Source organism: Thauera aromatica, from assembly GCF_023093595.1.
Taxonomy (GTDB): domain Bacteria; phylum Pseudomonadota; class Gammaproteobacteria; order Burkholderiales; family Rhodocyclaceae; genus Thauera; species Thauera aromatica_A.
On the sequence record NZ_JALLIK010000104.1, the window covers coordinates 21,518 to 35,697 of the forward strand.

Here is a 14,180-nt window from a genome sequence, read left to right on the forward strand (position 1 = left end):
AGGATAGTTTCTGCAACCCCCTTGCCGAATCGCCCGACCTCGCGCCCGGCTTCCTGAGAAACCCCTTCGGCTTGTGCGGTGCAACCTCTCGGAGTCGGATCGGCTTTACTGGCTGGAACTGGCGAACAGCGCCTGCCCGGCAGATGCATGGGAATGGTTCAAGCAGGCCCGACCGGATGAGGTGCAGTGATGGCAAAGCAGATCGAGGACAGCAAGACGCCGAACATGCTGGGCGAGCCGAAGCGCCGAGGCAGGCCGACAACCGGTCAGGCGATGAGCGCCGCCGAGCGCAAGCGGGCACAGCGAGAACGTGACCGTCACGCTTTTATGGCCATCGAGGACGAGACGGGAAAGAAAGCGCCGCAGGACATGAGCGTCACCGCGTTGATTGAAAACCTACAGTACGCAGTATCGAAGGGCTGGGCGGTCGACGCGCGAGAGCTAGCAGACGAGCTCGTCAAGCGGGCGAAGGCAAACCGGGATGCGTGACAGTCACAAGAACGCGGCTCTTTTGCCTTGTCGGCTGGCGTGCGGTAGGCGTTCGTGATGATCAGCGCCAGTCACCCCGGCTTGACCATGGATGCAGGGCGTAGAGGTGTCGGCTGCGCCGCCCCCGCTACGCCCTGCCCCTGCTGTTGCTGGGTATTCCAGGCGATGAAATAGCCGGTTGCGACAATCTGGCGGCAGAGCGCTTCCGGCGTGTCGAGCCGCGTGCCTTGCTGACTGTAGCAGATGCACCGAGTAGTACTGGCGATGCAGGCAGCAGGGTATGGAGCCGTAACGACCTTGGTCACTTCGTCATAGACCTGAGCAGTGTGCGGCAGGCCGAGGATTCGCGGTTGTTGTTCCCGCAACCATTCCTGTAACGACTTCGGGCCGCTGGGCTGACGTGAGCGGGCAGAATCAGAAGGCATGGACGTGCCGACGATGCTTTCCGCTTTCTTAGGTGCCTCCTGTGCAGAATACCAGTGCGACATATACCAAGCGGAAGCAGCCAGACCGATCGGCACCAGCAGGAGCCAGAGCATACGCACCGGAAGCTTGCGCTGATGCGTGTGGACGGTCGCGCTCTTGTAGGCATCGAAAAGTTCCTTCGGGTAAGGAACCGTTTTTTGCATCGAGTCGCCGCGCACCTTGTCGCATTGCTCTTTGACCTGCTGCCAAGTGTGCATCGTCGCCAGCTTGGCACCGAAGGCCCGCACGATGTGCGAGTGCTCGCCAGCAAGCCGCCTGATATTGGAGTCCACCAGCATGGGATGCTGGGTGATCAGGTAGATGTCGAAGCCCTGGTGCCGGTGAGTTTCGAACCGTGCCACGTAATCCGGCACGGCAGCGCCATTGCCCCGAGGCCGGTAAAGCGTCTGACACTCGTCATGAACGATGATCGCGCCATCCGGGCAATCGAACCACTTTTTCGGGTCATCGAGGACTTGCCAGCCGGGGAATTCTTCCGGCTTGAGGATCTCGATTCCCGCATAAAAGACGGGCCGGTTTTCGGTCTTTGCGCGCTCACGCACCGCGTGCAAAGTGAGCAGCGTTTTTCCGGCTCCGGGCTGGCCAGTGTGCAAGTAGATCATGACGTCACCCGAGAAACGAACATGGTTTTCGCCATCACAAGGCTATAGCGAGTCATCGTCGCCGCGCTGATCACCGAGATTGCATCCGGTATGCGAGTAGCGCGAACGATTGCGTAGACGGTGCCATCCATCGAATTCAGGTTCGAAAACACAGTATCGATGATTGCATCTAGCGTCAGATCGAGCCCCACAAACAACGCCATCTGTAGGCCCAACGCAAGAAGAACGCGACCAACCAGAAATTTCATCGACCAACCGAGGGCCGTGATAATTGCGGCTGCTAGTGCTGGCATCAGAACGCCTCCCGGATGATCTTGTACGCTTGAAGCCAAGCAATCATCATGACCGCATAGCCGAAGAACGCGAGAATGGAATTCAACTGACTGAACGGCAAAACAATTGTCTTGCCCATGATCGAGAAGGACTGATCCGCAAGGCCCGCACCACCGCCCGATATGGAGACATCAAGCTGACTGACTTCAATCTCCCGACGATCCAGCCCTTCCCCTTCCCCGGTGCCGTCGTAATCGATCATCTGCTGGAAAGCGTCTTTAACGTCGTCAGTTACAGACAATGCGCATTGCGTCTTGAAGGTGGACGCAGCTATAGCGCACTGCAGGGCATCGCCTTCGCACTTGATTTCACCTTGGCAATCACCATCGAAAAGACCGGGCTGCTCGCCACAAATGGAGCTTGTAGGATTGTCCTCGCAGAAGCCCTCAAGGCCCTGTTCGACAGACTGAGAGCTGGTCCCGGATGAGATTGTGTTCCCGGCCTGATCCTTAGTCGTCGTTTCGGTGTTGGTTGTTTTCGTGACCGTCCCGTCATCGTTCACTTTCGTTGTTGTCGTTTTATTAGTCGTCGTCGTCGTGCCGTCCGGGTTCGTTGTTGTCTGCTGCGCCTGATCCACATTATCAATCGGCGGCGGCGACTTCACGCACGAACTGATCCCGTTGACAGAGACAGTCTGAAAGCCCGCTTTGCAGGGTTCCGGCTCGGGCTCGGGTTCGGGTGGTGGCGGTTCGGGTTCGGGTGCGGGCGGTTCGGAGCCGTCGCCCTGGCCGTAGTTGTCGCAGTGCTGACCGGTCCCCGCCATCGAGCAACGGTAAGTAGCTGGGCTGTTTGCATCGGCGGAAATGTCAAGAGAAAGGCTGCAGTTAGAACCGCCGACGACAGATTCGCGGTTATACCAGCAGCCCATCATGCAAACGCCGCTTGTCGTGTTCGTAGTCGTGAAAATGGAAATGTTGCCGATAGTCTGATCGCAATAGCTCACGCATGATCCGCCATCGCCGGGAACATACGAGGCACCGCCTGTCGGCGTTTCATAACCTCGATTGCAGTAGCACAAATTATTGTTGAAGTAAGAATTCGGCCCGCATTCAGGGGGCGGAGGAGGTTCCTCACATTGTCCGGTTATAACGTTTCTTGTATAGCCATTTTCTAAATCGCAAACTTCATTAAAAGAATAAACAACATCGACATATGAGCTAAACGCATTATTAGAAGTCGCATAACTGAATCTAATCTTTGTGGTACTTTGCATTACCTTAGTTACGGGATAAGTAGCGCCACCACATGTAAAAGCAGACACAGAACCGCTCAATAAAGCTAACAACTCCGTCATTGTAGGAGCCCAATAGCCTATGAATGGTTCATGTATGGACTTTAATTGTGCATCGCAAGTGCTGTTAAAGTTCCCTTGCGAAGTAATAGGGCCAACTAAAGTAACACCCTCCGCAAAGGCCAGCATCGGCACCGCCGAAATCAACACCCAGACCGCAAACCACAGCGCCGAGCGGATCAGTCGTTGAAGATCAGCCATGCTGCCCCCAGGATAGCTACCAGCACCCACACGCCCATGATTTCCCCCTTAGGGTGACAGTCACATAAAAAGGGCGAGCCGAAGCCCGCCCCCGGCGATCACAGACCGCGCAGAATCACATGGCGCGACGGACCCACTTGAACACCTTGATGCCGACCATCACGAGCAGCACCGCAGCGCCGATGGCAGCGATCGGAGTCGCCGCGCCTTCGATTTCGGTAACAACGGCAGCCACGTCCGGGGCCGCAGCGAACGAGGCCGAGGACAGCACAGCCAGACCAAGGCCAGCACCGAGGGTTTGCAGCTTTTTCATGTCGTTTTCTCCTCAGAATCGACAGTTGAGAGCGCCCGCACGATCATGCGGAACGAGAACGCAACAGCCCAAACCAGCAGGATTGATGCACCAATTTGGGACCCTTGCTCGGGAGTCAGTGCCCACGGCGTATTCATCACGCTGTCGGCGCTGACAATGACCATCCCGCAGACGGAAACGTCAGCAGGTTGTGGGGTTACGGCATAGACGGCACCGTCCACACCGATTTCGACGCAGATCACGCCGCAGCCTTAACCGGTGCCGATTGCTGTTGCTGGCGAAGCGGCAGCACGCCGCGCACGTCAGCGGTGATCCGGCGATCTTGGTTCACGCGAATTTCGACTTCGAGCGCGTAGCTGCCCGGTTGGAAATGGGATTCACCGCGAAGGAAGGCTTCGGCATAGGCCCGCTGACCGTCGAGCAACGTAACGAGGCCGCAGACGATGGTGAAACGGTCAGAGGGGTTCTTCTTCCCGTTCAGGTGACGATAGGAAAGGACTTCAAAGGGCATCTGCATTTTGTTGCTCCTGATGGCCGCTTAATTGAGGGCCGGAATCGGGGCGGCGCTGACCCGGTTCCAGTAGTCGCGGAAAGCCTGGACGGCTGGCAGATCGGTCAAATCAACCTTCCGCCCCGCTTCGAAATCGTTTTGTTCCCCTTCCCCAGCACGCCAGATGGCACGCGGAAGCCGGTAGGCCGCGTGAAGCGTTTGGACTTCGTCAGGGGTGGCCGTATGTGCCCAGGCGGGGGCCGTGGCCTCGGTATAGGTGCGCTCCGACTCATCGAGCGCGAGGAATGCGGTAATGCACCCCTTCAGCCGCTTCGGCAGCTCGGGCACATGCAGGCGGGCGGCAGCTTCGACGAGATTGCCGCCGTTGAGCGTCAGGAGTGCATGAAGGACGCGCCCGGCTTGTTTTTTCGCGTGCTCGACCGCTTTTTCAATGTGAGCCGCTGCGGAGTGGGCCACGGTCTTAATGGGCCGCTGCTCGATGGAGAAGTCAGCAAGGCAGGGATACGCGGCGGCGAAGTACTGTTCCGGGAAGCGCAGCACGTTGATCGGAATTTCGCGGTGCCGGTTGCGCCACTCGACCTCGAGACGGAACCAAGGGCTATCCGGGTCGCCCTGCTCTTTGCCTTTCTCGTAGCCCCGGAACAGCTTGCCGGTTTCGCGTGAGCCGACGTAGTAGGTGCAGCCTGAACCGCTTCCCTCATCACCGTAGAAATGCGCCTTCGGTTTCGCGCCGCGCTCGGGATCGAACCCGCCTTCCTGGTACTGGTTGCGGCACCAGTCGATATCGTAGCCCTGACCTTCCATATCATCGGCGGCGACGTCGACGCGGGTGATTTTTCCGTCGAGGTGTTCCAGGCAGAGCGCCACTTCCTCCCAGGACTTGACCTGAACACAACCATCTCCGGTCAGCTCAATGTGCAGGGTGTCACCGTTCCCGCCGAAGGCCACAAGGCCCGCGCCTTCAATGTCAAGGCGGCACTTGTAGCCGTTCCAACCCTTGCCCGTTTCGATCAAACGGCACTCGACGCCGAGCCACTGCTTGAGGAGCTTTTCCGCAGTCTCCCGGAGCAAGTCCGGATGAGTGCGGATCGTCAGGCCGAGGTAATCGATGATTGCAGTTTTCAAGGTTAGAACCTCCCGGCTACCGTGGAACCGGCAGCGGACGCTCAAGCGCCCGGCTACCGAATTAGGCCCGTATTACTAGACGGGCCTTTAAGCCTCGTACCACCCCCGGCACCCTGCCCTGCCGGGTTATTACCCACCCCTGCGGGGGTGGTTTGTCAGATTGCGTCTGACGGCGAGAATGTAAGAGAAGGTCTGACAAATTGTCAAGTACAATCTAACAAACTATGCTCCGGGTGCCCCTTCAGGAGAACGAAAAATGAAACCGATCCGACTGTATCTAGACGAGGCTGCGGATAGGCAGATCGTCAAGAACGACAGCGACCTAGCGCGAAAACTAGGAGTCAGTCGCGCATGCGTTTCGGACTGGCGACGCGGGAACGCATCACCGAACGAGGATCAGGCCGCAGCCCTGGCCGAGCTGCTGGGGAAACCGGAGATCATGGCCGAGTGCATGGCCGCTCGAACCAAACGACCGGAAACGCGCGCCATGTGGGAGCGTGCGGCAAAAACCTTGAGCATGGCGGCGTCATTTACTGCGGCTGCCGGTGTCGTTTTGTTAACGTCACCCTCGCCCGCCAATGCCGCGCCAGTGCTGGAAACCGCCGTTGCTACGATGTGCATTATGTAAACTACATGTTTCGATGGCTGATTCGCCGGGCTCGGAATCGGAGATCGAGCCCTGGACGAGCCGGCACGCTCTTCCTCACTTGCAAAGCCTGCGCCGGCGGGGGCGATCCCTACGCACTTGCCGCCACGATCTGTCCATGCCGTGAAGCGGCCTGGTCCAGCGCCTGCTCGAGCGGCATCCCCTTGTCGACGCCATCCATGATCATCCGCTGCAGGATGGCGCCGAGCATTTCCACATTGGCAACCATGAGCGGCTGAACCTCGCGCAGGAACTCGCAGGTCGGCGGATCGTAGGCGTACGGCTGCAGGAAGTCCTCGAGCGTGCGCCCGGTGGCAAGCGCGTGGCACATGTCGTAGAGCAGGTTGAATGCGCGCGCGTGTTGCAGCGGGCCGCTCGCCCCCAGGTTGATGCGGACCTCCTCGGCCAGGTCGCGGCGAAAGTCCTCGAGCGCATAGGCCGAACGTGCCTTCACGACGTCCTCGGCAGTGAATTCCCATTCCATGGCGTTCTCTCCTCCTCTATCGGTAAACGCGCCGCGTCACCCGAAGATGGCCGCGAAGGCGTCTTCGTCGTCGCGGCAGATTGGGCAGCTTTGCTGCGGGGTCGGCGAGACGAAATGCCGATCGCAGCGGGCGCAGCGCTGCTTGACCCTGGCCAGCAACACGCGTCGAGGCTGCTCGGGCCGTGCGTCGAAGGCGGCGTCGGCGTCGAGCACGCGCGGCTGGCAGACCTCGAGGCAGACCGCGCAAGCGACGCAGCGGTCGGCGTCGAACTTGAGCTGATAGTTCGCCGGCGACTCCTCGATCTGGATCGCACCCGTCGGGCATACGCGGAAGCACGCCTCGCAGGTGGTGCATCCGGGCTGCAGCGACAAGGCCATCATGGGCAGTGCATCGTGCAGCGGCACGCGGAAGGGCTGGTCGTCCTTGCGGGTGCAGACGATCTGCAACAGCTCACGCCGCTCCGGCAGCGCGTAGGGGCCAGGGCGGATCGCCTTGTCCAGGGCCGGTGGCGCGGACGCCGGGGCCTCGAAAGACTGCGCCACCTCAGCGGCGCCTCGGCCCACCAGGCGGCGGAACCACTGCCGACGACCGGCTGCGAAGGGTGTGGCGCCCCGGCTGCCCGCCGCTGCGCCATCGGGCTCGTCGATCTGCGGTGCGATCCAGGCGGCAGGTTTGTCCGCGCTGGCGGCGGCTGTTGGCGATGGTCGAGGAAGGCCGCTTCCGGGAAGATCTCTACTACCGCATCAACGTCATCCACCTGCGCATTCCGCCGCTGCGCGAGCGCAAGGAAGACATCGTCTGGTTCATGCAACACTTCATCGAGGCCTTCAACCGCGCCCATCCGGAAGAAGCCCGTCGGATCGATCCACGCACGCAGGAGGCGCTCGCACGCTACCCCTGGCCGGGCAATGTACGCGAGCTCAAGCACGCGGTCGAGCGTGCCTGCATCCTCTCTCCGGGCCCGGTCCTGGGTGCCGACGCCTTCTTCGGCGAGGGCCAGGACGTCGGTGCCGAAGCGCCGACCTCGCGCCCGCTGGCCGATTACCTGATGGACTGCGAGCGCGATTACCTGCGCATGGTCCTCGACCAGCACGGCGGTCACATGACCCACAGCGCCGAAGCGCTCGGCATCACCCGCAAGACCCTGTGGGAGAAGATGCGGCGCCTCGGGCTACAGGCACGCGACGAGCCCTGAGGAACGGCGCGCCGCTGGGAGGCTCGCCGGCCTTTCCGGGCAATGAGGCGGGCCGCTGCGCCGGCCCCCTGCCAGCCGCCTCCTTACCCGGCCGCCCGGATCCACTCCGCGATCGTCGACGCGGTCGGGATGCGGCCCGACGACACCAGCTTCTCGTTGATCACCAGGCCGGGCGTCTTCAACACGTCGTAGGCGACGATCTGCCCCATGTCGGTGACCTTGGTGATCTCCGCCTCCACGCCGGTGGCGGCGACCGCCTCGCGCGCGACCTCTTCCAGCTTGCGGCAGTTGGCGCAGCCGGGACCGAGCACCTTGATGTCGAGCATGATCAGACTCCTTTGAGTGAAGAGGCGGTCGCGCGCCGGCTGGCGATCGACAGCAGCACCGCGAGCACCGCGATGAAGCCCGCGAGGTAGAGCACGAGCGAGAACAGGGGGGCGCCGTCGATCCAGGCACCGTAGATGAGGCCGGCAGCGGCGCTGAAGAGCGCGACCAGGCCGACGTAGGTGAAGGTCTTCTTGCGGCCGATGATCGCCGAGATGATCAGGATGCTCTGCAGCGACAGCTCGGGGTCGGACATCAGGTAAGCGAGCAGCGGGCCGCGGTGCATGCCGAGGTCGAGGAACATCTTGGCGATCGGGACCTCGACCAGGGTCGGGAAGTACATGAACACGCCGAACACCACGCCTGCCAGGTTGCCGGTGAGCGAATTGGTGCCGGCCAGCATCTCGATCCACTCCGGGCGGATCAGCACACGGATCATGCCGACCACGAACACGCCCGCCACCAGCAGCGGGAAGATCTGCTTGACGAAGCGCCACGACTCCCACAGCCAGTCGCGCAGCTCGTCCTCGCTCAGGCGGCGGCGCACGATCACGTGCAGCGCTGCGAGCGCGGCGGCGACGGCGAAGAACTTGCCGGTGAGGCCGATGCGCAGGGCGCCGTCGACCGGCTGCACCGCGAGCGCTGCCACCAGCAGGGTCGCCGCGATCAGCACCAGGCTGATCCAGGTCCATGCGTTGGCGCCGTCGACGATGTTCTCGAAGCCGCGCCAGGCGGCGTAGCCGATCGAGGCCAGCAGCGCGATCAGCACCACGCCCTGCACCGACACGCCCTCCTCGCCCTTGGCGGCGTCGTAGGGCACCAGGCGGTCGAGCGCGGCCTGCCAGCCCTGTGCGTCGCCGAGCGGCAGCTCGAAGTTCAGGTAGGTCCCGGTGAGCACGTCGAGCTTCAGCGTGCCGGCGAGCAGCAGCGCCACCCACACGAACAGGAACACCAGCGCCATCCGCCCCATCCCTGCGCCCTGCGCGCCGAAGGCGCTGTCGGTGGCGAGGTCGTGGGCGGCGTCGTCGGCACGGAAGAGCAACGCCATGATCAGGCCGATACCGATGCCGAAGGTCAGCGACAGCACGAAGCGCGCGATCGCCAGATCGGGCCCGATGATGCCGCCGGTGTACACCAGCGCCAGGATGTTGGCCGCCGGGGCGAAGAACAGGAAGGTGATCGCCGGGCCGAGGCCCGCGCCTTTCTTGTAGATCCCGGCGAAGAGCGGAACGATGGTGCACGAACACACCGCCAGCAGCGAGCCTGCGGCAGCCGCGGCGGGGTAGGACACGGTCTTGCTGGAGTTGCGCCCGAGGAAGCGGGTGATCGTTTCCTTGGGGATCAGCGCCGCCATGGCGCCGGCGATGAAGAAGGCCGGCAGCAGGCACAGCAGCACGTGGGCCGCGAGATAGGCCGCCAGATTGCCCAGCCCGCCGTGGAAGACGGGGAGAACCCAGGAAAGCAGGGTGTCCATGATGCGAACTCCGGCGAGAAAGGAAGAATCCTGCTGCCAAGCCTACACCTGGGCAAAGCTAGCGGAGAGTCTGTCCGACATCAGCTGCGCCCCATCCACCCGCGCAGGCGATCGCTCAGCGTATCGACCGCGAGCACCAGCGCCAGCATCGCGATCAGCACCGTTGCGGCCTGGGCCTGCTGGAAGATCGACAGGTGGAAGTACAGCATCTGGCCGAGACCACCGGCGCCGACGAAGCCCAGCACCGCGGCCATGCGGATGTTCATCTCCAGGCGGTAGAGTCCGTAGGCCACGGCTTGCACCCACACCAGCGGCAGCGTGCCGTAGACGAAGGCCGCCACCCCGCCGCTGCCGGCGTCGCGGAGGCTTTGCTCGGGCTGTGGCGGCGCGTTCTCGATCGCTTCGGCAAACAGCCGGCCGAGCACGCCGGTGGTGTGCAGCGCCAGCGCCAGCACGCCGGCGAAGGGGCCGAGCCCGGCGGCCAGTACCATCAACGTCGCCCACACCAGCTCGGGCACGCTGCGCAGCAGATTGAGGGCGAAGCGCGCCAGCCGGCGGGCGGCGGTGCCGTGGCGCTCTGCCGCCGGTAGCGCGAGGAGCAGGCCGGCGGCGGCGGCAAGCAGCGTGCCGACCAAGGCCACCGCGAAGGTCTGGATGGCGCCGTAGGCCGTCTTGCGCAGGAAGTCCGGTTCGAGGTCGGGCGGAAAGAACGAGGCTGCGAAGCGCCCCATGTCGGCCGCCGCGCCGGCCGAAAAGAGCGCGGCGAAGTCGATCCCGAGATAGGCGAAACTCCCCGCCACCGCGGCCACGACCAGGACCGTAGTGAGCACGCAGCTCAGGCAGAAGTCGGCTGCGCCGCGCGGCGGCGCGCAGGGCTCGCGCGTCCCGTTCATCGCCCGCCCTCGCCGCCCGGCCCCGGCCTCGCCGGGAATGCCCGGATGCCCGTGCCGCGTGCCGGCGTGCTCATGCGAGCGCCCTGCGCAGGGCCGCGCTCAGGGCGTCGGCGAACAGCACCAGGATGAGGAAGACGAGCAGGATCGTCGCCGCTTCGCCGCCGTTGAGCATCTTCATCGACTGGTCCATCAGCTGCCCGAGCCCGCCGGCGCCGACGAAACCCATGATCACCGAGGCGCGTACCGCACATTCCCAGCGATACACGGTGTACGAAGTCAGCTCCTGCGCGGCGTTGGGCAGCAGCCCGTAAGCGAGAGCGGCGAAGCGCCCGCCGCCGGCTTCGAGGATCGCGCGCGCCGGGCGGGTGTCGGTCGATTCGAGGATCTCGGTGTAGACCTTGCCGAGCATCCCGCCGTAGGTGATCGCCAGCGCGAGCACGCCGGCCGCCGGTCCGAGCCCGAGCACGCGCACGAACATCAGCGCCCAGACGATCTCGGGAACCGCGCGCAGGAAAGTCAGCACCGCCCGCCCGGCGGCACGCAGCACACGGCCGCCGAGGCGCCCCGGCCCCGGCCCGATCGCCGCCACCGCCAGCGCGCGGGTGCTCAGGATCGACAGCGGCACCGCCAGGAGCAGCGCAAGGGCGATGCCGGCAGTGGCGATCGCCATCGTCTCCAGCGTCGCCTCGAGGAGGTAGCCGAGAAATTCGGCCGAGCGTGCCGGGGGCAGGAAGCCGCCGAGAAAACGGCCCATCACCTGCAGATTGCCGGGCTCGAACAGCACCCAGGGGCGGAACTCGGCGAGCACCAGCAGCGGCCACAGCAGCACCAGCGCGACCAGCGTCCATCCCAGGCGCGCGCGTGCGTCGGGGTCGCGATCGGGCGGCGGAAGCTTCTGGGCCGGTGCGTCCATGTCAACGTCCGCGGCAGTTGTCCAGGTGCACAGGCGCCGCCTGTGCATCGGCATCGGCGGCGGCGCGGGTCGGGGCATCCCTCGCTTGCAGCGGCAGCAGCTCACCCTCGGTGGCGTAGAGTTCGTGCAGCATCGAGTCGGTGACGCGGGCGGTCGGCAGGTCGAACACCACTTCGCCACCGCGCAGGCCGATGATGCGCGGAAACCACTTCAGTGCCAGATCGACCGCGTGCAGCGAGGCGAACAGGCTGGCGCCGCTGTGCCCGGATGCGGCGACCAGCTCGCCGAGCGCGGCGTCGGCAAGCGCGGGGTCGAGCGCGGAAACCGGCTCGTCGGCGAGGATCAGGTCGGGCTGCTGATAGAGCACGCGGGCGATGCCGACGCGCTGCAGCTGGCCGCCCGAGAGCCGGTCGCAGCGCTCGAACAGGCGGTCGGCGAGGTCGACGCGCGCCAGTGCCGCCTGCGCGCCGGCGATATCGACCGGATAGAGCAGCGACAGCAGGCTTTTCCACGCCGGCCAGCGGCCGAGCCGGCCGGCGTGGATTGCGGTGACCACGCGCAGCCGCGGCGGGATCGGCGGGCTTTGGTGGATCGTGCCGATGCGTGCGCGCAGGCGCCGCAGCGCGCCGGCCGACAGCCGCCAAGGGTTGGCGCCGAGGACCTCGAGCCGCCCTTCGGAGGGGCGCAGCGCGGTGCCGAGGAGCCGGATCAGGCTGGTCTTGCCGGCGCCCGAGGGGCCGATCACCGCGACCCGCTCGCCACGGGCGGCGCGCAGCGAGATCCGCTGCAGCGCACGAAAGCCGTTGCCGTGGGTCAGGCCGACGCCCTCGAGCTCGAATCCCATGCCTGCGCTCCGCGGGCGCCTACTTGATCAGCCCGGCACTGCGCGCCGCGCGCTCGATGCCGTCGTAATTGGCGCTGGTGGTGGGCACGAACTTCGAGGCGCGCTGCAACGCCATCAGCTCCTTGTGCGCCGGGTCGGCCGGGTCGAGCTTGAGGAAGGCGTTGGCGATCTTCTCGCGCAGCGCCGGATCGAGCCCGGGGCGCACCGTCCAGTTGTAGTCGTAGTACGGCGGCGTGGTGGCGATCACCTTGACGCGGCTGGCGTTGGCGTCGCCCTTCTCGATCAGCTTGTCCATCACCGAGGCGTTGAGCACGCCGGCTTCGGCGCGGCCGGAGGCGACGAAGGCGACGGTGGCGTCGTGCGCACCGGAGAAGGCGATGCGGGCGAAATCCTTGTCGGGGTCGATGCCGTCCTCGAGGAGGAAGAAACGCGGCATCAGGTGCCCGGAGGTCGACGACGGCGAGCCGAAGGCGAAGGTCTTGCCTTTCAGCTCGGAAAGCGACTTCACCGGACTGTCGGCGGGGACGATGAACTTGCTGGTGAATACTTCGTCTTCGGCACGCTGGACGATCGGCAGTGCCTCGCCCTGGGTGCGCAGCCTGGCCTGCACGTAGGTGAAGCCGCCGAGCCAGGCGAGGTCGATCTTCTTCGCCGCCAGGCCTTCGACGACCGCGGCGTAGTCGCTGACCGGGGTGAACACCACCTCGAGACCGGTCTCCTTCTCCAGATAGTCGCCGAGCGGCTTGAACTTGCGCTGGAGCTCGGTCGGCGCCTCGTCGGGGATCGCCGACACGCGCAAGACCTGGGCGTGGGCGGTGGCGGCGCCGAGCATCAGCGAAAGCGCGAGCACGCAGCGGGAAATCAGGCGGGGGATCGGAATCATCGGGTTCTCCATTCTCGAGTTACGGCTCCGCAGACGGCAAGATGCGGTACGGAGCCGCCGGGGGCTGTTGTTATAGCAGAAGCCGAACCGGTTCGAGCGCCCCGCCGGGGGCGCGACCCCGACCCGGACTGCGCCGTTCCCGGTCTTCGTCCCTTCACGCCTGTCCCGCATGTCGCAGCAGATCGCCGACCAGCCGGTGCAGCGCGGCGCGCTCGCGCTCCGGCGCGAACAGCGGCGCACGCTGGCGGCACTGCGCGGCCAGTTGCGCCATCAGCCCGCCGCCCTCCCCTGCGACCGATTCGCGACAGCGCAGCAACAGCGCCGCCAGCGCTTCGGCATCGCCCCAGGGAAAGTAGCCGGCGTAATCGGCGCCGAGCATGCCGACATTACCGTCGATGCGCGACGCGAGCACCGGCGTGCCGCTCGCGACCGCCTCCATCACGACGTGCGCGCCGCCTTCCATGCGGCTGGCGTGGATCAGCAGATGTGCGCGCTGGATGTGGCGGCGCACCGCCTCATGCGGCCGGCCCCCGAGCCAGCGGTAGTTCGGCGCCGCTGCCATCGTCGCCCGCGCGGCCTCGCCGAGCGCCGGATCGAGTGCAGCGCCGATGTGGTCGATGAAAAGGTCGCGCCGGCCCGCGAGCAGCCGTGCGGCGGCGAACAGGGTCTGCGGCGATTTTTCCTCGCGCAGGTGGCCGACCATCACCGCCCGCAGATGGTGCGGCGACTTCGCCAGCGCCTTGCGCGCCGTGGTGGACTGGAAAATCACCCGGGCCTTGGCGCGCACCGCGTCCGGCAGCGCCAGCGGCGCGCATTCCTGCAGCACGATGAGCGCCTGGGCGAGCTCCAGCGAACGCCGCGCCGCCGCGTCGACAGCGATGTCGCGATACAGGTCGGTACCGGTGAGCACCACCGCGAGGCCCCTGCCCGGGTGCACACCGGCCCAGGCCGCGATCGCTTCGGCCGAACGCCGCGCATGGAGCGCGATCATCGCAGTATCGCCGGCAGCGAGCGCATCGGGCCAGGCCTTGACGATGCGCACGCGGCAGACGCCGGCAAGGTGGCGCTGCCAGCGCCGCGCCGTCTGCCAGTTGCCGTTGTTGGCATCGCGCAGCGCCGGACTGACGATCACCAGTTGCGGCATACTCGGGGCACCGGTCATCGCCCACCGC

Annotated in this window: 19 protein-coding genes; 3 read left to right on the plus strand and 16 right to left on the minus strand. The window is 65.0% G+C overall.

The features are described from left to right. Positions 1-189: 189 nt before the first annotated feature. Entirely contained in the window at positions 190-489 is a 300-nt protein-coding gene (locus tag MXC99_RS10755; RefSeq protein WP_247725450.1) for a hypothetical protein, read from the plus strand. A gap of 71 nt (positions 490-560) precedes the next feature. Here MXC99_RS10755 and MXC99_RS10760 read toward each other — a convergent pair whose 3' ends face one another. From MXC99_RS10760 to MXC99_RS10790, 7 genes are all read right to left on the minus strand, one after another. Further along, complete coding sequence (locus MXC99_RS10760) at positions 561-1,577, minus strand: zonular occludens toxin domain-containing protein (RefSeq protein ID WP_247725451.1); 1,017 nt, start codon at positions 1,575-1,577, stop codon at positions 561-563. Beyond that, positions 1,574-1,870 carry a DUF2523 family protein gene (locus MXC99_RS10765; protein WP_247725452.1) on the minus strand — a complete coding sequence of 99 codons (297 nt, stop codon included), beginning with the start codon at positions 1,868-1,870 and terminating at the stop codon, positions 1,574-1,576. The genes MXC99_RS10760 and MXC99_RS10765 overlap by 4 nt, the downstream gene beginning before the upstream one ends. Continuing rightward, positions 1,870-3,402 (minus strand): hypothetical protein, encoded by a 1,533-nt coding sequence (locus tag MXC99_RS10770; protein ID WP_247725453.1) that lies wholly within the window; start codon positions 3,400-3,402, stop codon positions 1,870-1,872. Before MXC99_RS10770 ends, MXC99_RS10765 begins: the two co-directional genes overlap by 1 nt. A 115-nt stretch (positions 3,403-3,517) precedes the next feature. Then, complete coding sequence (locus MXC99_RS10775; RefSeq protein ID WP_247725454.1) at positions 3,518-3,715, minus strand: major capsid protein; 198 nt, start codon at positions 3,713-3,715, stop codon at positions 3,518-3,520. Next, positions 3,712-3,957 carry a hypothetical protein gene (locus MXC99_RS10780; RefSeq protein ID WP_247725455.1) on the minus strand — a complete coding sequence of 82 codons (246 nt, stop codon included), beginning with the start codon at positions 3,955-3,957 and terminating at the stop codon, positions 3,712-3,714. The genes MXC99_RS10775 and MXC99_RS10780 overlap by 4 nt, the downstream gene beginning before the upstream one ends. Then, positions 3,954-4,232, minus strand: a complete 279-nt coding sequence (locus MXC99_RS10785; protein ID WP_247725456.1) for a hypothetical protein — start codon at positions 4,230-4,232, stop codon at positions 3,954-3,956. The genes MXC99_RS10780 and MXC99_RS10785 overlap by 4 nt, the downstream gene beginning before the upstream one ends. A 21-nt stretch (positions 4,233-4,253) precedes the next feature. Continuing rightward, positions 4,254-5,351 carry a replication initiation factor domain-containing protein gene (locus tag MXC99_RS10790; protein ID WP_247725457.1) on the minus strand — a complete coding sequence of 366 codons (1,098 nt, stop codon included), beginning with the start codon at positions 5,349-5,351 and terminating at the stop codon, positions 4,254-4,256. A 256-nt stretch (positions 5,352-5,607) separates the two neighbouring features. Between MXC99_RS10790 and MXC99_RS10795 the strand changes: the two genes are divergently transcribed. Further along, entirely contained in the window at positions 5,608-5,979 is a 372-nt protein-coding gene (locus MXC99_RS10795) for a DUF3693 domain-containing protein (RefSeq protein WP_247725458.1), read from the plus strand. A 109-nt stretch (positions 5,980-6,088) separates the two neighbouring features. Here MXC99_RS10795 and MXC99_RS10800 read toward each other — a convergent pair whose 3' ends face one another. Together MXC99_RS10800 and MXC99_RS10805 are read right to left on the minus strand one after the other, a co-directional pair. Next, complete coding sequence (locus MXC99_RS10800; protein ID WP_247725459.1) at positions 6,089-6,481, minus strand: hypothetical protein; 393 nt, start codon at positions 6,479-6,481, stop codon at positions 6,089-6,091. 36 nt (positions 6,482-6,517) lie between these two features. Beyond that, positions 6,518-7,024 carry a 4Fe-4S dicluster domain-containing protein gene (locus MXC99_RS10805; protein WP_247725460.1) on the minus strand — a complete coding sequence of 169 codons (507 nt, stop codon included), beginning with the start codon at positions 7,022-7,024 and terminating at the stop codon, positions 6,518-6,520. Positions 7,025-7,182: 158 nt separating this feature from the next. Between MXC99_RS10805 and MXC99_RS10810 the strand changes: the two genes are divergently transcribed. Further along, positions 7,183-7,677 carry a helix-turn-helix domain-containing protein gene (locus MXC99_RS10810; protein WP_247725547.1) on the plus strand — a complete coding sequence of 165 codons (495 nt, stop codon included), beginning with the start codon at positions 7,183-7,185 and terminating at the stop codon, positions 7,675-7,677. A gap of 83 nt (positions 7,678-7,760) precedes the next feature. Here MXC99_RS10810 and MXC99_RS10815 read toward each other — a convergent pair whose 3' ends face one another. The 7 genes from MXC99_RS10815 to senB all read right to left on the minus strand — a co-directional run bounded on the left by MXC99_RS10815 (position 7,761) and on the right by senB (position 14,170). Further along, a complete protein-coding gene (locus MXC99_RS10815; RefSeq protein ID WP_247725461.1) occupies positions 7,761-8,003 on the minus strand; it encodes a thioredoxin family protein in 243 nt (80 codons plus the stop codon). A 2-nt stretch (positions 8,004-8,005) separates the two neighbouring features. Further along, positions 8,006-9,475 (minus strand): permease, encoded by a 1,470-nt coding sequence (locus MXC99_RS10820; protein WP_247725462.1) that lies wholly within the window; start codon positions 9,473-9,475, stop codon positions 8,006-8,008. Between the two features lie 80 nt (positions 9,476-9,555). Next, entirely contained in the window at positions 9,556-10,368 is an 813-nt protein-coding gene (phnE, locus tag MXC99_RS10825; protein ID WP_247725463.1) for a phosphonate ABC transporter, permease protein PhnE, read from the minus strand. A 70-nt stretch (positions 10,369-10,438) separates the two neighbouring features. Continuing rightward, positions 10,439-11,281, minus strand: coding sequence for a PhnE/PtxC family ABC transporter permease (locus MXC99_RS10830; RefSeq protein WP_247725464.1), 843 nt, complete (start codon positions 11,279-11,281; stop codon positions 10,439-10,441). Between the two features lies 1 nt (position 11,282). Further along, a complete protein-coding gene (locus MXC99_RS10835) occupies positions 11,283-12,125 on the minus strand; it encodes a phosphonate ABC transporter ATP-binding protein (RefSeq protein ID WP_247725465.1) in 843 nt (280 codons plus the stop codon). Between the two features lie 19 nt (positions 12,126-12,144). Then, positions 12,145-13,008, minus strand: a complete 864-nt coding sequence (locus tag MXC99_RS10840) for a putative selenate ABC transporter substrate-binding protein (protein ID WP_247725466.1) — start codon at positions 13,006-13,008, stop codon at positions 12,145-12,147. Between the two features lie 154 nt (positions 13,009-13,162). Further along, positions 13,163-14,170, minus strand: coding sequence for a selenoneine biosynthesis selenosugar synthase SenB (gene senB / locus MXC99_RS10845; RefSeq protein WP_247725467.1), 1,008 nt, complete (start codon positions 14,168-14,170; stop codon positions 13,163-13,165). Positions 14,171-14,180: the final 10 nt, after the last annotated feature.